The organism is uncultured Ellagibacter sp., from assembly GCF_934617235.1.
GTDB lineage: Bacteria > Actinomycetota > Coriobacteriia > Coriobacteriales > Eggerthellaceae > Ellagibacter.
In genome coordinates, this window is record NZ_CAKTTZ010000008.1 from 16,704 (window position 1) to 32,271 (window position 15,568).

Sequence of the window (15,568 nt, forward strand, 5' to 3'; positions counted from 1 at the left end):
TGCGCCTATGATGCCGCTCGTGAACACGCATTCCCACACGGCGCTCTGCGGACACGGCCAGGGCACGGTGGCCGAACTCGTCGCCGCAGCCGACGCGGCGGGGATCGAGGTGCTCGCCGTAACGGAGCACTTCCCGCTTTCGGGCGCTTTCGACCCGCGCGGAGACGAGGCCATGCCCCGCGCGTCCGTTGCAGGCTATCTTGCCGACATCGATCGCGCCCGCGCGGAGTGCCCGCACATGACCATCCTCTCGGGATGCGAGATGGACTGGCTTGGAGCGGCGGAGGATCGCACGCCAGCCGAGCGCGACACCTCGCGTTTCGACGTGGTGTTGGGCTCGGTGCACTTCCTTGGCACCTGGGGCATCGACAACGAGGACATCGAAGGCCCGTGGCTTGAGCCGGGCGCCCCCGACCGCATCTGGCGTCAATACGTGGACGAATGGTGCGCAATGGCGGCCTCGCCCGACCGTTTCGATGTTCTCTCCCATCCTGACCTGCCGAAAAAGCTCGGTCACTTCCCAACCTACCCCTTAGAGCCCCTCTATGAGCGCATGGCGGAAGCGGCGCGCGCGGGCGGGCGCATGGTCGAGGTGAACACGGCGGGCGCGGTGAAGCGCTGCGCCGAGATGTACCCGACGCTTACCTTGCTCGCCGCGTTTCGCCGCGCGGGCGTGCCATGCACCGTGGGCACTGACGCGCATAAGCCCGCCGATGTCGCCTTCGGCATCCGCGAGGCATACGAGCTCATGGCGCGCGCAGGTTATGATTGCGTGACGATTCCCCTGGGGCATGGCGAGCGGCGGGAGCTGCCGATACAATAAAGGGCAGGAAACCTCGCTCGAACGCATAAGGAGGATGTGAACATGGCTTCTGCAAAACCTGAAACGGGACTGAGCAAACGCGCATCCGGGCCCCTGTCCAAGAAGGAGAGGACCTTAAGCGTAGGCGCCTTGGAAGCGGCGCTGTTCAGAACCTTCCCGAAAGAAGACGTTGAAGACTGGGACCGCGCGGGCCTTACGGTGGGTGATCCGTCGCGCCAGGTCACGCGCGTGGCGGTGGCACTCGACCCCACGGTTGCGGCGATTCACGAGGCGGCATCGCGCGGGGCGAACGTGCTTGTGACGCACCATCCCGCATTCCTCGATCCGCCAAGCGAGTTCAAACCCGGCACGTCTGCGGCGGTGTCGCCGGGCGCGGTAGTGTGGGCCGCCATCGAGTCGGGCGTCGCGGTGATGTCGTTTCATACCGGCCTCGACGCAAGCCCGCTTGCCGCGCGCATGCTGCCCAACATGCTCTCGCTCGATTGGTCCGGGCGTGTGCTCGTGCCGTGCCCTTCAGGGCCCGATCGCGGATACGGCCAGCTCTGCTCGGTGCGACAAGACGACGCACCGATGACGCTTGAGAAGCTCGCTGCTCGTTGCACTTCGGTGTTTGCGCAGGTCCCGCGCGTGTGGGGCGATTTCGACCGCGAGATCAAGAGCGTTGCCACCTATACGGGGTCGTGCGGCAGCATCGTTTCCGCCTGCCTGCGCGAGCACGTGGATTGCCTCATTTGCGGCGAGGTGAAATACCATGCGGCGCTTGACGCGTCCGCGGCGGGGCTCGCCATCATCGACATGGGGCACGACACTACCGAGCTGCCCTTCACCGGCGTGCTTGCGGATGCGGTGGCGGGCGCGGGCGTTCCTGCAGATTGCATCGAGGTCATCGATCAAAGCGGCAATTGGTCCCACCCTGAATCGACCAGGTTGTAAAATAACGTATGGCAAACATTGAACACAAGGGAAGCGCGAGGTAAACGCATGCAGGTCAAAGACGAAGACGTCTCCACGCTCATCGAGTTGCAACACAACGACATGGAGCTTCTGCGCGTACAGAAGGAAATCGCCGATCTTCCGCAGCGAAAGACCATTGTCGCCGCGCGCAAGAAGATCAAGGCTATCGAAGAGAAGCAGGAAACGGTGGGGAAGCTTCGCGCAAAGGCCGAGGACAAGCTCGCCGCTATCTCTGAGGAAGACGGCAAGCTCGCCGCCAAACAGGAGGATGCGCAGAAGGCGGTCGATTCGGCGTCTGGCTACCGCGACGTCGAGGCGCACACGCGAGAGATGGACGGCTACGCGAAACGCCGCGCCACGCTTGAAGAGGATCTTGCGGCGGTTGACGCCGAGTTAGACAAGATTTCCGCTGTTGAAAAGCAGATTTCGGCGGCGCTTTCCCAGCTGCGGGAGGAAGAGTCCGCTGCAACTGCCGAATTCCAGGCGCAGGGGGGCGAGCTGAAGAAGCAGGAAGCGGAACTTGCCGCATCGCACGACAAGATCGCAGCGAACCTGCCCGCCGACCTTAAGGCGCGCTACGATCGTGCGGCGAAGCATTGCGGGGGAGTGGCGGTCGCCCTTCTTCGCGATAACGCCTGCGGAGCCTGCCGTGCCACCATCGAGCAGGGCCGCCTGATCGACATCAAGGCGCATGCGCCGCTCGGTGAGTGTCCTAACTGTAAGCGTCTGCTGATCGTGCTTCCGTCGTAAGGGTGCGGGGGCGTTCCTTCCAAATGGAGCGCCCCCGCTTTCACCCTCTTTCCCCCAAACCCAAAAAAGCCCGCGGATGCGGGCTTGTTTCTTGGTGCCAAATGGCAAATCGGTCGAACAGACCGAGGTGCGGCTTTACGCGCGCTCGACCTTGCCGGCCTTCATGCAGCTGGTGCAGACGTTGGCCTTGCGGACGCGGCCCTTCTCGTCGCGGATGGTGACCTTCTGGATGTTAGGACGGAACATGCGGTTGGTCACTCGATGGGAGTGGCTCACGCTACGACCGAAAGACGGTGCCTTGCCGCAAACTTCGCAAATCTTCGACATAATTCTCAACTCCGTGTACGTGCCGGTTAAAAACCGTTGATGACAAAAAAGCCTAACTACTATATCACAAAGAGACAGTTCGGTTCAAGGACTTTTCGTGTGTAATAGCTACCGCTGGGTTCTCGCAGCTATCGTGCGTACATTTCCTTGCGCTATACTGCCTTTTTGGATGATTACGCGCGGGCGGTCAGGCTTCGCGCGTGTTGCGAAAGGAGCATTATGAGCACAACGATTCCTGGCAACCTGCATGTTGCCAACGACGTTCTGGCCGACATGGTCGGCAACGCGGCTCTCGAATGCTACGGCGTCGTCGGCATGGCGGCTCCGAACGCCGTCGACGGCATCGCGAAGATCCTGCCCGCCTCGCGCCTGCGCCGCGGCGTGGTCGTTTCAAGCACTGAAGCCGGGGTCCACGTCGAACTCTACGTCGTCATTGAATACGGCACGAACATCAGCGCCGTTTCCCAGAACCTTGTCGACCAGGTCACGTTCGCGCTCAAGGAATATGCGCGCGTTCCGCTCGACGGCGTCGAGGTCCACGTACAAGGCGTGAAGGTCCGCAAGTAGCATCGTTTTCGGCGGACGCGCGTCTTTGCGATGTGCCTCCCGCTTGGTAAGGAGATAGTTCCACCATGTCACAAACCTATACCGGATCAGACGTTCTTGCCGCGATCGCTTCTGCTTCCGCCCAGCTCAGCGAGCGTAAAGAGGAAATCAACCGCCTGAATGTCTTCCCCGTTCCCGATGGCGACACCGGCACGAACATGTCGCTTACGCTGAAGTCGGTCGTCGACAACATCGCGAAGCTTCCCGCAAACGCGGGCATAGCCGAGGTTCGTCGCGCCATCACCACGGGCGCGCTCATGGGCGCTCGCGGGAACTCCGGCGTCATCACCTCGCAAATTCTTCGCGGCCTGTGCGAAGGGTGTGCGGAAGCCGACGAGGTTTCCACCGCGACGATCGATGCGGCGTTCGCCCGTGCGGTCGAGGTCGCTTTCCAGGCGGTGCGCAAGCCGGTCGAGGGCACTATCCTCACGGTGGTGAAGGATATGGCCGCGGCTGCTAAGCATGCGCGCAAGAAGAAGCTTTCTGTTGACGAGGCGCTCGAGGCCATCGTCGAGGAAGGCTACGCGTCGGTGAAGCGCACGCCCGACCTGCTTCCGGTGCTCAAAGAGAACGGCGTTGTCGATGCCGGCGGTTTCGGCCTTGCCATCTTGGCCGACGCGTTCACCGCGGCGCTGCTCGGTAAGTCCGGCCCCCTTGGCGATGAGCTTGCGCTCGCGCGTGCCGGCGCTGCCCCGAAGGTTGCGATCGAGCAGATCAATGACTGGGAGGGCTCCAAGTACACCTACTGCAACGAGTTCCTCGTCGATTCCGACACGCTCGACAAGGACGAGGCGCTCGATTTCTTGTCCACCATGGGCGACTGCGAGCTGTGCGTGGGCGAGAAACCCAAGTTCAAGGTGCATGTGCATTCCAACACGCCCGACAAGGTGCTCCACTACTTCCTTGAGCGCGGCCAGATTTCCGAGGTCTTCATCCACAACATGAAGCTTCAAAGCGTCGAGCGCAACGAGAAGCTCGCCGCCGAGGAGCAGGCTGAACGCAAGCCGCTCGGTTTCGTGGCGGTCGCTGCCGGTGAGGGCATGGCGAAGATTCTCAAGAGCCTGGGCGTCGATGTTGTGGTGTCGGGCGGGCAGACCATGAACCCCTCCACGAAGGACCTGCTCGATGCGGTGGAGCGCGTGAATGCCGACGCCGTCATCATCCTGCCGAACAACTCCAACATTATCATGGCCGCTCAAAGCGCCGCCGGCTTGTCCGAGGTGCCGTGCGCCGTCGTTCCCACGAAGAGCGTGCCCCAGGCATTCTCGGCGATGTTCAGCATCGATGAGACCGCCTCGCTCGAAGAGAACGTCGAGAGCATGACGAGCGCCTTCGCTGACACGAAGACTGGCGAGGTCACCACGGCGATCAAGGATTCCAAGGACGCTCACGACAACCCCATCCACAACGGCGACGTCATCGGCATCGCCGACGGGTCGATCGAAGCTGTCGGCACGAGTGTGGAAGACGTCGTGATGTCGCTGCTCGACACCATGGAAGCCGAAGACGCCGACACGCTGACGCTGCTTGCGGGCGAGGATTTCTCGGACGAGCGCATGAGCGCGCTTGTGGAACGCATCGAAGAGCGCTTCGACGAGCTGGAGGTCGACGCGCAGCGCGGTGAGCAGCCGCTCTACCCGATCGTGTTCTCCGTGGAATAGGCTAGCTTTTCCAGCTCGTTTCAGCCGAGGCTGGCGAAGCATCGTCGTGCTCAGACAGTCCTGCTTTGGCGAACAGCCCACCGGGCTGTTCGCGTCGTGCGGAACTGCGCGCGACGAAGCCCCGCCAGCCTCGGCTTTTTCGTGGCTGAAGCGGGGCCGGTCGATTTTAATTGCGAGAGGATATTTTGTCGGAATCTTCCCACATACCCGATAGGCTGCAGGCCACGCTGGGGCTTGACGAGCCGGTAAGCCGCGTGCGCCTGGTGAGTCCTGCGCGCGCGAAGGCGCTCGGGAAGCTCGGCATCCGCACGGTCCGCGGCCTTATCACGCATTTCCCGCGACGCTACATCGACCTTTCCGCCCGCGAAACCGCCGCGTCGGCGCGCATCGGCGAATCGTGCACCATCGAGGGCGTCGTCCACGATGTGAAGCTCAAGCGACCCAAGCCGCGTCTGACCTTGGTCGAGATTGGCGTGACCGACTCAACGGGCGTCGTGATCGTGACCGCATTCCGTCAGCCGTGGCTCGCCGAGCAGCTTTCCGCGGGCATGCGCGTGGCGATCGCGGGCAAGATCGAGTTCAACTACGGCTTCAAGCGTATGGTGAACCCGCATATCTTGCCGCTAGAAGAGGCAGACGCGCTCTCGCATGGGCTCGTCATTCCCGTGCATCCTGCGGGCGAGAAGGTGACGCCGGCGTTGATGCGGCGCTTCGTGAGTAACGCGCTCGAGCTTGCGACAGGCGTGCTCGATTCGATGCCGCTCGAGCTTCGCGCGAAATATCGCCTGGTGAGCCGTCAAGTCGCCTTCCGCGCCATTCATTTTCCCGAAAGCATGGCCGAAGCCCATGAGGCCCGGAGGCGCTTGGCCTACGAGGAAGTGCTCATGCTGGAGCTTCACCTCATGCAGCAGGGAGCGGCTCGCAGCCGCGGGCATGCGCCCACTGCGCACGAGATTGCAGGGCCTCGCATGCAGGCGCTCGATGCGGCGATTCCGTTCACGCTCACCGACGAGCAGCAGCAGGCGCGCCTGGACATCTTGGGCGAGATGGCGCAGCCGCACGTGATGAACCGTATGCTTTTGGGCGACGTGGGAACGGGCAAGACCGTTGTCGCCGCATTCGCCATTGCTGCCGCTGCCGATACGGGCGGTCAGGCGCTGCTTTTGGCGCCGACTGAGGTTCTTGCGCGGCAGCACGAGCGCAGCCTGGGGAAACTCTTTGATGCGGCGGGCATTTCCCATGCGGTGCTCACGGGGTCGACTTCGGATTCCGAGCGCGCCGAGCTGCTTTCCCGCCTTGCCGCAGGCACCCTCGATGTGCTCATCGGCACGCATGCACTCTTCGAAGACGACGTGCGCCCGAGCAACCTTACGCTTGCTGTCATCGACGAGCAGCAGCGCTTCGGCGTTGCCCAGCGTGCGAAGCTGCTTGCGAAGGGCGACGCGCCCGATGCGCTCTATCTCACGGCGACGCCGATTCCGCGCACGCTTGCGCTTGCGCTGTTCGGGAACTTGACGCTCACGTACCTGAAGCATCGTCCTCATGATGCGGCGCGCCGCACGACGCGCGTGCTTGCGAAGTCGGAGCGCGGGTATGCCTACGATGCCGCCCGCGAGGCGCTCGGTCGTGGCGAACAGGTATATGTTGTGTGCCCGCTTGTGGGAAAGGACTCGAAGGAGCGCGACGCCATGGCGGGGGAGGATGCCGCCGCAGCGCGCGAGGAGCTCGACGGTGGGGTTTACCACCCCGCGGTTGCCATCGAGGATGACTCCGACCTCGCGCACGATGACGTGGCAGCGGCGACTCGCGAGGCGGAGATGCTCCAGGGAAGCACGTTTTTCGACTGGAAGGTCGAGCTGCTGCACGGCGGCTTGCCGTCTATTGAGAAGCAGCAGGTCATGCAACGTTTCCATAACAACGAAACGCAGGTTTTGGTCGCGACCACGGTCATCGAGGTGGGCGTCGACGTGCCCAACGCGACCGTCATGATCGTGGAAGACGCCGATCGCTTCGGCCTCTCGCAGCTCCACCAGCTGCGCGGGCGCGTCGGGCGCGGCGAGAAGCCTGCCCAGGTGTTTCTCGTTTCGGCATCGAAGCAAGATGTCGCACTCGAGCGCCTGCGCGTGATGGAGACGTGCGATGACGGCTTCGAGCTCGCCCGCATCGACTTGTCGCTTCGCCGCGAAGGCGATATCCTGGGCAATCGCCAGAGCGGCGCTTCGGTGCTGAAGCTGGTGAATGTGGTGCGCGACGGCGGCCTTATCGAGGCGGCGCACGCCGATGCGCGTGAGATCTTGGAAAACGACCCCGACCTTGCCGCCGCCGACCATGCGGCGCTTGGGCGGGAAGTACGGTTGCTGCTTGGCGCGATGCGCGCGGGGGAAGGCGGATAACATGAGAATCATCGCAGGCGAATACCGCGGGCGGGTCATCAAGGCCCCTAAGGGAGATGGCACGCGTCCAACGACCGATCGCGTGCGCGAGTCGCTGATGAGCGCGATTGCCTCCGCACGCGGCGGATTCGAGGGGGCTGTGGTGCTCGACGCCTTCGCGGGGTCGGGGGCCTTAGGCCTCGAGGCGCTCTCGCGCGGCGCCGCTTCTGCATGCTTTTTCGAGCGCGATGGGGCGGCGGCTTCTGTGGTGTCGGGCAACATGCGCACGCTCGGCATCGAGCCGCGACGCGCGCGCCTTGTGCGCGCCGACGTTCTCGAAAAGCCGCCCGTTCGTCAGCGTCCTGCGTTCGAACTGGTATTTCTCGACCCGCCCTATGCGCTTGCCGCGTTGGAATCGCTCGGCATGGTGGCGAGTCTCGCGAAGGCGGGTGCCCTTGCAAACGATGCAATCGTGGTTTACGAGCATGCGTTGTCTACGAACGCCGATGCCGACGAGGCGGAGCTGTCATGCGGATTCGCGCTATCATCTCGCAAGAAATATGGCGAGACCGCAATCGACATTTTGCGTTTGGGATAGCAATCCAAAGGCGACGATTTCCAGCACATTTCTTTTTTGCTCATATCCCTGATTGACGCTTATGAATGCTCTGTGGTGCGTTTTGCCAAATCAGGGCGTCGTGATATGATAATTGGACGCATGCGCGCCAATGACTTCGCGCGCCAAACATCGATGAACCGCCGCATATGAAGAAGGTTGGAAGGAATAACATGGACGAAACCGGGGTTTTGAGTCTTCTTGAGGAACTCTCGATTTTGCTTGAGGAAGCAAAGCCAGTTTTCGGCAAGAACAATCTTCGCCAGGTAGATGTGTCCGCCGCGTTCGAGATCATCGACGAGATCCGCGACACGTTCCCGAGCGAATTCGCGCAGTCGCGTCAGATCGTACGCGAGCGCCAGAGCCTTCTCGACGATGCGGAAGCCGAAGCGAACCGCATGATCGAGGATGCCCGCAGCCAGGCAATGACCATCGCCTCCGAGCAGGAGATTGTTCGCATCTCCCAGCAGCAAGCCGACACCATCTTGGCTGACGCCCGCGAGCTCGAGCGCCAGACGCGTGCCGGTGCGGAAGATTACGCTGACGAGGTGTTCGGCCACGTCGAGCAAAGCCTCGACACGCTGCTCGGCAATGTGCGTCGTTGCCGCGATCGCCTGAATGCCGGGTCAACCAATGTCGGTCGCGGCTAATGGACGAGCTTTCTAGCGTTAAGAGCTCCCTGCGCGTTTTGTCGGGGGACGCGCTTTCACTCGAGGTTCCTGCCGAGTTGTTCTCGCCTGCGGAATTTGCCCAGTTCGAGGGCATGGTCGCTGTCGATGAGTTCGAGTGCGGGCCCGATACGTATCGTTTCGCCGGGCCGCTTTCATGGCATGCCGATGTTTCCAACACCGGCGACGCGCTGCTTGTCACGGGAAGCGTCACAGGCGAGGCGCACACCGACTGCGCGCGCTGTCTCGAAGACGCCGCCTTCGAGGTGGAAGGGGAAATTGAAGGGTATTTCCTGCTCGAAGGTGCGGAGATTCCCGAAGGTGCCGACGAGGACGAGTTCGATCGCCTGCCGGCAAATCACGTGCTCGACCTGGAGTCGCTCATTGTCGCGGCCATCGTGTTCGAGCTGCCGCTCGTTCCCTTGTGCGATGAGGACTGCAAGGGCCTATGCCCGACGTGCGGTTCAAATTTGAACGAGGGCCCCTGCGGATGCAAGAAGGAGAAATCTTCTGAGCCCGACGAATTCGAGCTGGCGAAAAACCCCTTTGCTGCGCTTGCGAACTTCTCCTTCGATTCCGACGAATCGGCCGAGTAGGGATTATCGCGTTATTGCAGCGCGCCCGTCGACATGGCGGGCGCGTTTTTGCTTTTTTGCGGGGGGGGGCTTTCTCGTGGCCCGCGCCCTTCGCCTCTTAGCTCATCTCCGCGTTTGCGAGACCGCGTTCGGCGACCTCCATGCGCGCGAATTCGATGAAGCGCTTTTCCGCGCTGGTGAGCGCCGCATTCTTGGAATAGACCATATAGAACGTACGGTAGTTGTTCTCGTTTTCGATCTCGAGGCAGGAAACGTCGAGCTGCTCGAAGATGGCGAGCCGTGGCACGACCGCGATGCCGAAGCCTGCCGCGACCATGCCGGCGACCGTGTAGTCCTCGCGCTCTTCGCTGAGATAGCGCACCGATACCCCGGCATCCGAGTACATCTTGTCGACGGTCGGGCGAAGTCCGGTCCCCGGCGCGAAGCCTATTTGCGGATATTTCGCCGCTTCGATGAGGTTCACGCTCTTCTTTCGGGCGAGGTCGTGGTCGCAGGGCGTGATGATGACGAGCTTTTGCTTCGCGACGGCGACCTGCTCGAGGTCCGCGTTGCTCACGCGGGAACTCAGCCCGATTCCCGAGCGTCCCTCCTCGATGTCGGCAGCCACCTCGGACGCGATTCCTAGCCGCAGGTCGAACTTGCATTCCTCGTCGGGAAAGGCCTGTTTGAAACGCGTGATTGCGTTCGGGAGGAATATCGCGCCGAGCACGCGCATGAGCGAGATGCGCACGATCGAGGCGCCGCCGGCGATCGTGCGGGCGCGCGCCTTCCCGATGTCGAGCTCCTCGATTGCGCGATTGACGTGCTTGAGGTATTCCTCGCCGGCGGGCGTGAGGCGGACGCCGCGTGAGGTGCGCTCGAACAGCTTGATTTCCGTGCGCGCCTCAAGCTGCGACATCGCGTATGAAAGCGCCGGCTGGCTGATGAAGAGCTGCTTCGCCGCGGCGGTGTAATTCCCGCATGCCGCGAGCGTTTGAAAGTACCTCAGATGGTCGAAATCCATCGCTTGAATCCTCCCGACAAATTGGGCGTCACATTTTTTCTTGAATCTACCAGGTATTATCAATTTCTTTTATAGCTCCTCCATCCATTCTATTGGATTTGCACATTCGTGTTGCGAAATAATGCGCCCTGTCTCGCGACGGGCAACACGAAACAGGGGAGAGAAGTCGGCGGACGGAGGGAACGAACATGTGCCCGCCGAAAACGCGCCCGTCCCCCTCGCGGCCGTGGCCGCAGAACCAAGGAGGGCATGCATGGCAGCCTCATCGAAAGCGCTCTCGAAAGAGCAAATCGCCAATCTGTCGAAACGGGAGAAAACGACGATCCTCATCGCGATCTTGTCGCTGTACTTCGTCGTCTGCTCGACGATGACTATCTCGCCTGCGTTGCAGACGCTCTACAACGCGTTCCCCGATTTCGACCGCACCACCGTCATGTACATCTACACGCTGCCTTCGCTCGTGGGTATTCCGGTGACGATCCTCATCGGGCTTATCGCAGGCACTAAGGTGCGCTACCGCACGATCCTGCTTTCCGCGACGGCACTCATGGTCGTCATGGGCGTGGCGCCGTTCTTTATCGATAACCTGTACGCCATCCTCGCATGCCGCTTCCTGTTCGGCATCGGCCAGGCTTCCTGCCTTGGCGTTGAAGTGAGCCTCATGTACATGTTCTTCTCGGGCAAAGAGCTCGCTCGCTACATGGGATTCACCCAGGTCGCAGGCTCTCTTGGCAACATCGTGTTCATGCAAATCGGCGGCATTTTGGCCACGACCGGCTGGCATATGGTCTTCCTTGCGTACCTCATCGTCACCGTCGCCTTCGTGCTCGTGCTGCTCTTCATGAAGGAGCCCGAGGTGGCTGTTCCCGAGAAGAAGGCGAAGGCCGCTGATGCTTCCGCAGGCGCCGCTTCCGCGAAGAAAGGTCGCATCCCGCTTGCGTCGTGGGTGTGCATCTTCCTCGTGTTCTTCTTCACCCTTGTGTTCCAGGGCTTGACCGTAAGCCTCTCCTCGCTCGTGAGCGAGCTTGGCATCGGCGACGCCGCCACGACCGGCACCCTTTCCTCCATCTCCATGGTGTTCGGCATGATCGTGAGCGCGTTCTTCGGGCCGATTTTCGGGGTGACCAAGCGCCTTGGCGGGCGCGTGCTTTGCCTGTTCGGAATGGCAGTGGCACTGCTCATCATGATCAACATGCACTCCTTTATCGGGATCGCGGCTTCGATGTGCCTGTTCAGCTTCTTCGGCCTGCAGGTCATGATCTGCTCCATGGCGTCCGCTGCTGACGGCGCTCCCGACTCCGTGAAGGGCAAGATCGGCGCGTTCTGCCAGACCGGCGTGAAGATTGCGGTGTTCATCGTGTCTTACTTCACCGCCGCTTCGCTTGCTGTTGCCCCCGCGACCGGCCTGTACGCCTTCGCGCCTTCGGCTGCCCAGTACTCCGCCGACCTGTGGACGGGCGCGCTTCTGTGCATCGCTTGCGGGATCGTCGGCACCGTTGCGCTCGTGATCAAGAAGGGCAAGGGCGCAAAGGCCGTCGACGCCGGCACCGCCACCGACGCCGCTTAAGTTCACCTGAGGAAAAGAGACGATTGGAATGACTGAAGAAATGAATGAGGCACCGTTCAAGGCTGTCGACATGTCGCAGTTCAAGCGCGCCTACCTTGACATCCCCTACGCCGACGCGCACGAGCGCGAGAAGCTCGACCTCGTGCTTCCCGACGAGGGGGAGGGCCCCTTCCCCGTGATCGTCGCGGTGCACGGCGGTGCGTGGAAGTTCCGCTTCAAGCGCGCGGACAACATCGCGGGCCTTTTCCAGGCGGCTTCGCAGGGGTATGCGGTTGCAAGCGTCGGATATCGCTTGAGCTCGCATGCGAAGTGGCCTGCCCAGGTCAACGATGTGAAGGCTGCCATCCGCTACCTTCGAAACCATGCGGAAGAGTACCATCTCGACCCCGAGTGCGTGATCGTGTGCGGCAATTCTTCGGGCGGTCATATCGCCCAAACCGTCGCCGCGACCAACGACGACATCGACTTCGAGGATTGCCTGCTCGGCGATTGCGGCGACTCCTCGGTCCAGGGCTGCTTCTCGATGTACGGCGTGTCCGACATCTATGTTTGCGAGCATCAGACGGGCCATCGCGACGACGGCGACAACCCGATGTCCCCTCCCGACCAGGTGATGGGCTTCTGCATCGTGGCCGAGCCTGAGGAGCGCTGCGATATGGCGAGTTCCGTGAAGGCGATCAAGCGCCGTCCCGACGGCGTGCCCCCGATGCTCATCCAGCATGGCACAGGCGACCCAGTCGTTCCCTTCGCGCAGTCCGTGGCGCTCTACGAGACGCTGCAGGGGCTTGGCGACGGCGAGTGCATCGCGTACCGTTCCGCCGATCCCCATAAGGAATACGAGCTGCTCAAAGGCGAGCTGTCGGGCAAGCGCGCGGTCCTTGAGCTCGTCGAGGGCGCCGTGCATGGCGACGAGTGGTTCAAGACGTCGGAGAACATGAACCGCTTCATCGACTTCGCCGACGAGATCTCGGGCATCGACCGCGCTGAGCATCCGCGTACGTCGCTTCCTGAAATCGAGCTCGTGCCGTCGTATCTGTAGGGATGCGCAAGGCGAGCCGTGGGATTACGGCCTGCTGCAATTGTGAATGGGCGAGGGCGTGCGCCGTGCAAGCGGTGCGCGCCCTCGTTGTGCTGCGGCGCCTGTGCTTTTCTGCGCATTATGTGGTAAGCTAAGGCGAAAACGCACACAAGGCCTTGCGCTGTGCATTCCTCTTTGCTATCATATCTCTTCGCGTGTTTACCCAGTGATAAGCGGGCGGTTCGGAAATCCGTCCGATGTTTTACAAAGGAGCTAGATCATGGCAGTACCTAAGCAAAAAACGGGTCGTGCAAGCACCCATACTCGTCGCAGCGCTAACGATCGCATCGACGCCCCCGCTCGTTCCGTGTGCCCGCAGTGCGGTGAAGTGAAGCTTCCGCATCGCGTGTGCCCGAATTGCGGCTTCTACAAGAACCGCGAAGTCATCGAGACCGAATAGCGGCTTGCGGGCTCCTCGAGTCCGACCTAGCTTCTTAACATAGGCAAGCCTGGAGCCTCCCATATCCGTGCGCTTTCGTGCGCGGACGGGAGGCTTTTTCACGAGGTGGGTGCATCGCATCTGCCGGATAGGAGCGCACCATGGGAAGGAAATCCCGCGAATCGGCCGTCGCACGCGACGAGGCTGCAGCATTCCCCGGAACCGTTCTCGCTGTTGATGCCATGGGTGGCGACGACGCCCCCGGCGTCGTGCTCGAGGGGGTTGCTTCGGCGCTTGAAGCCGACCCCGAGCTCAAGATCATCCTGTGCGGGCCTGACGAGGTGGTTTCTCCTTTCGCCGCGCAGCACGAACGTTGCGAGGCGCGCGTTACCACCCAGGTGATCGATATGGGCGAGCATCCGGCCCGTGCTGTGCGGCAGAAGAAGGACTCCTCGATCGTGGTGGGCTGCCGTCTGGTGAAGGAAGGCGAGGCTGCAGGCTTCTTCTCTGCGGGGTCGACCGGTGCCTGCCTTGCCGCCGCGACGCTCGTGATCGGGCGAGTGAAAGGCGTTCAGCGCCCTGCGCTCGCTATGCCCCTTCCCGCGCCGTCGCATCCGGTGCTTCTGTGCGACGTGGGCGCGAACGCCGACTGCAAGCCCGCCTATCTCGTGCAATTCGCCCGCATGGCGGGTATCTACGCCGAGCGCATCATGGGCGTTTCCGGTCCCCGCATCGGCCTTCTCAACATCGGCGAGGAGGAAACGAAGGGCAACGACCTCGCGATTAAGGCGCATTCCCTCATGGCCAAGCAGGTGCCGGGGTTTGCGGGCAACGCCGAGGGGCGCGACATCCTGACGGGCGAATTCGACGTCGTGGTGTGCGACGGCTTCACCGGCAACGTGACGCTTAAAACCATCGAGGGCACGTCGAAGGTGCTCTTCAAGATGGTGAAGGATGCCATGATGTCGTCGACGAAGGCGAAACTCGGCGCGCTCGCGCTCAAAAGCGAGCTCTACGAGCTGAAGGACCGCATGAGCGCAGACACCTACGGCGGTGCGCCGCTTCTGGGCTGCAAGGGTGCCGTCGTCGTCGGACACGGCTCTTCAAACGCCAAGGCGGTGAAGAACGGCATCCTCGTGACCGCCCGCGCCGCTCGCGAGAACGTTTCTGAAATAATCGCGCAGACGCTCGCAGGCTCCGACGCAAATATTTCTGAACAGATAGAATAAGAGTTTAAGATAATAGCCACGGAAGTCTCAAGGCGGTTTAATCCAGCATGTCGATGACTGAAGAACAGCAAGAAAAACTCTTACGCGCCCAGGAGATCTTGGGCTATGAATTCAAGCAGGAACAGCTGCTCCTGTCTGCGATTACGCATCCCTCGGCGACGGAGGGCCGTCCGGTCAAGTACTCCTACGAGCGCCTGGAGTTCTTGGGCGATTCCATCGTGGGCGCTATCGTGGCGGCAATCGCTTTCGACAGCTTCCACGAAATCGACGAGGGCGGGCTTACCCGCATTAAGGTAGCGCTCGTCGCGGGCTCGAGCTTATCGGATGTGGCCGCGAAGCTCGGTTTCGCCGACATCATCGTGTTCGGCTCGTCGGAGACGGGCACGGGCAAGCGAGGCCTTCACTCAGCGCTTGAAAACGTATACGAGGCGGTTGTCGCCGCGCTCTATCTCGACGGTGGAATCGACGCTGCGGTGAAGTTCGTGCGTCGCACGCTCATTCCGCATATGTCGATCGATTTGGCCGCCCAGCCCGAAAACCCCAAGAGTGCCCTTCAGGAGAAGCTGCAGGAGGGCGGCATTACGCCGACCTACAAGCTGATCGAGACGCAAGGCCCGCCGCATGACCGCACGTTCGTTGCGCAGGTGTATGCAGGCGATCAGGGCTTGGCGCGTGGCACCGGTCGTACGAAGAAGGAGGCCGAAAGCCAGGCGGCGAAAAGCACGCTTGCTCGTCTGGGCGAGTTCTTCGGGCTCGGCCTGACCGAGGAGGAGCGTGCTGCCAAGGAAGAAGCCGCAGCTCAGGCTAGAGCCGAGAAGGCCGCCGCACGTGCCGCCGAGAAGGAAGCTGCGGCGCACGCGAAGGCCGAGAAGGCCTCTGAGCGCGCTCGCATCAAAGCCGAAAAGGAAGCCGCGCGCCTTCAGAAGAAGCAGGGCTAGC

Annotated in this window: 16 protein-coding genes; 14 read left to right on the forward strand and 2 right to left on the reverse strand. The window is 62.0% G+C overall.

Going from position 1 to position 15,568, the window contains the following annotated elements; translation table 11 throughout:
• Positions 1-10: 10 nt before the first annotated feature.
• The 3 genes from Q0G85_RS02780 to Q0G85_RS02790 are packed head-to-tail and all read left to right on the forward strand — an operon-like array spanning position 11 to position 2,527.
• On the forward strand, positions 11-823 hold the full coding sequence (locus Q0G85_RS02780; RefSeq protein ID WP_297154577.1) for a histidinol-phosphatase: 813 nt from the start codon (positions 11-13) through the stop codon (positions 821-823).
• Between the two features lie 42 nt (positions 824-865).
• Positions 866-1,756: a Nif3-like dinuclear metal center hexameric protein gene (locus tag Q0G85_RS02785; RefSeq protein ID WP_297154515.1), complete on the forward strand. Its 891-nt coding sequence runs from the start codon at positions 866-868 to the stop codon at positions 1,754-1,756.
• 48 nt (positions 1,757-1,804) lie between these two features.
• Complete coding sequence (locus Q0G85_RS02790; RefSeq protein ID WP_297154518.1) at positions 1,805-2,527, forward strand: zinc ribbon domain-containing protein; 723 nt, start codon at positions 1,805-1,807, stop codon at positions 2,525-2,527.
• 135 nt (positions 2,528-2,662) lie between these two features.
• Here Q0G85_RS02790 and rpmB read toward each other — a convergent pair whose 3' ends face one another.
• Entirely contained in the window at positions 2,663-2,854 is a 192-nt protein-coding gene (gene rpmB / locus Q0G85_RS02795; RefSeq protein ID WP_158049204.1) for a 50S ribosomal protein L28, read from the reverse strand.
• A gap of 219 nt (positions 2,855-3,073) precedes the next feature.
• On the opposite strand from rpmB, the gene Q0G85_RS02800 reads away from it, so the two are divergent.
• From Q0G85_RS02800 to Q0G85_RS02825, 6 genes are all read left to right on the forward strand, one after another.
• Positions 3,074-3,421, forward strand: coding sequence for an Asp23/Gls24 family envelope stress response protein (locus Q0G85_RS02800; RefSeq protein ID WP_158049205.1), 348 nt, complete (start codon positions 3,074-3,076; stop codon positions 3,419-3,421).
• A 65-nt stretch (positions 3,422-3,486) separates the two neighbouring features.
• Entirely contained in the window at positions 3,487-5,121 is a 1,635-nt protein-coding gene (locus tag Q0G85_RS02805; protein ID WP_297154521.1) for a DAK2 domain-containing protein, read from the forward strand.
• Between the two features lie 185 nt (positions 5,122-5,306).
• A complete protein-coding gene (locus Q0G85_RS02810) occupies positions 5,307-7,514 on the forward strand; it encodes an ATP-dependent DNA helicase RecG (protein WP_297154523.1) in 2,208 nt (735 codons plus the stop codon).
• Position 7,515: 1 nt separating this feature from the next.
• Positions 7,516-8,091, forward strand: coding sequence for a 16S rRNA (guanine(966)-N(2))-methyltransferase RsmD (gene rsmD, locus Q0G85_RS02815; protein ID WP_297154525.1), 576 nt, complete (start codon positions 7,516-7,518; stop codon positions 8,089-8,091).
• A gap of 191 nt (positions 8,092-8,282) precedes the next feature.
• On the forward strand, positions 8,283-8,759 hold the full coding sequence (locus tag Q0G85_RS02820) for an ATPase (RefSeq protein ID WP_297154527.1): 477 nt from the start codon (positions 8,283-8,285) through the stop codon (positions 8,757-8,759).
• On the forward strand, positions 8,759-9,373 hold the full coding sequence (locus Q0G85_RS02825; protein ID WP_297154529.1) for a DUF177 domain-containing protein: 615 nt from the start codon (positions 8,759-8,761) through the stop codon (positions 9,371-9,373). The genes Q0G85_RS02820 and Q0G85_RS02825 overlap by 1 nt, the downstream gene beginning before the upstream one ends.
• Positions 9,374-9,470: 97 nt before the next feature.
• On the opposite strand, the gene Q0G85_RS02830 is transcribed toward Q0G85_RS02825, so the two are convergent.
• Positions 9,471-10,376: a LysR family transcriptional regulator gene (locus Q0G85_RS02830; protein ID WP_297154531.1), complete on the reverse strand. Its 906-nt coding sequence runs from the start codon at positions 10,374-10,376 to the stop codon at positions 9,471-9,473.
• Positions 10,377-10,629: 253 nt separating this feature from the next.
• On the opposite strand from Q0G85_RS02830, the gene Q0G85_RS02835 reads away from it, so the two are divergent.
• The 5 genes from Q0G85_RS02835 to rnc all read left to right on the forward strand — a co-directional run bounded on the left by Q0G85_RS02835 (position 10,630) and on the right by rnc (position 15,567).
• Positions 10,630-11,943 (forward strand): MFS transporter, encoded by a 1,314-nt coding sequence (locus Q0G85_RS02835; RefSeq protein WP_297154533.1) that lies wholly within the window; start codon positions 10,630-10,632, stop codon positions 11,941-11,943.
• Positions 11,944-11,971: 28 nt separating this feature from the next.
• Positions 11,972-12,982, forward strand: coding sequence for an alpha/beta hydrolase (locus tag Q0G85_RS02840; protein ID WP_297154535.1), 1,011 nt, complete (start codon positions 11,972-11,974; stop codon positions 12,980-12,982).
• Between the two features lie 259 nt (positions 12,983-13,241).
• Entirely contained in the window at positions 13,242-13,421 is a 180-nt protein-coding gene (gene rpmF / locus Q0G85_RS02845) for a 50S ribosomal protein L32 (protein WP_297154538.1), read from the forward strand.
• 140 nt (positions 13,422-13,561) lie between these two features.
• Positions 13,562-14,629 (forward strand): phosphate acyltransferase PlsX, encoded by a 1,068-nt coding sequence (gene plsX / locus Q0G85_RS02850; RefSeq protein ID WP_297154540.1) that lies wholly within the window; start codon positions 13,562-13,564, stop codon positions 14,627-14,629.
• 53 nt (positions 14,630-14,682) lie between these two features.
• Positions 14,683-15,567, forward strand: coding sequence for a ribonuclease III (gene rnc, locus Q0G85_RS02855; RefSeq protein WP_297154542.1), 885 nt, complete (start codon positions 14,683-14,685; stop codon positions 15,565-15,567).
• The last annotated feature ends 1 nt before the right edge of the window (position 15,568 follow it).

Bases quoted from the DNA above. Each gene is read 5' to 3' on its own strand.
- Q0G85_RS02780 (WP_297154577.1), top strand. From the start codon at position 11: ATGCCGCTCGTGAACACGCATTCCCACACGGCGCTCTGCGGACACGGC.
- Q0G85_RS02785 (WP_297154515.1), top strand. From the start codon at position 866: ATGGCTTCTGCAAAACCTGAAACGGGACTGAGCAAACGCGCATCCGGG.
- Q0G85_RS02790 (WP_297154518.1), top strand. From the start codon at position 1,805: ATGCAGGTCAAAGACGAAGACGTCTCCACGCTCATCGAGTTGCAACAC.
- rpmB (WP_158049204.1), bottom strand. From the start codon at position 2,854: ATGTCGAAGATTTGCGAAGTTTGCGGCAAGGCACCGTCTTTCGGTCGT.
- Q0G85_RS02800 (WP_158049205.1), top strand. From the start codon at position 3,074: ATGAGCACAACGATTCCTGGCAACCTGCATGTTGCCAACGACGTTCTG.
- Q0G85_RS02805 (WP_297154521.1), top strand. From the start codon at position 3,487: ATGTCACAAACCTATACCGGATCAGACGTTCTTGCCGCGATCGCTTCT.
- rsmD (WP_297154525.1), top strand. From the start codon at position 7,516: ATGAGAATCATCGCAGGCGAATACCGCGGGCGGGTCATCAAGGCCCCT.
- Q0G85_RS02820 (WP_297154527.1), top strand. From the start codon at position 8,283: ATGGACGAAACCGGGGTTTTGAGTCTTCTTGAGGAACTCTCGATTTTG.
- Q0G85_RS02825 (WP_297154529.1), top strand. From the start codon at position 8,759: ATGGACGAGCTTTCTAGCGTTAAGAGCTCCCTGCGCGTTTTGTCGGGG.
- Q0G85_RS02830 (WP_297154531.1), bottom strand. From the start codon at position 10,376: ATGGATTTCGACCATCTGAGGTACTTTCAAACGCTCGCGGCATGCGGG.
- Q0G85_RS02835 (WP_297154533.1), top strand. From the start codon at position 10,630: ATGGCAGCCTCATCGAAAGCGCTCTCGAAAGAGCAAATCGCCAATCTG.
- Q0G85_RS02840 (WP_297154535.1), top strand. From the start codon at position 11,972: ATGACTGAAGAAATGAATGAGGCACCGTTCAAGGCTGTCGACATGTCG.
- rpmF (WP_297154538.1), top strand. From the start codon at position 13,242: ATGGCAGTACCTAAGCAAAAAACGGGTCGTGCAAGCACCCATACTCGT.
- plsX (WP_297154540.1), top strand. From the start codon at position 13,562: ATGGGAAGGAAATCCCGCGAATCGGCCGTCGCACGCGACGAGGCTGCA.
- rnc (WP_297154542.1), top strand. From the start codon at position 14,683: ATGACTGAAGAACAGCAAGAAAAACTCTTACGCGCCCAGGAGATCTTG.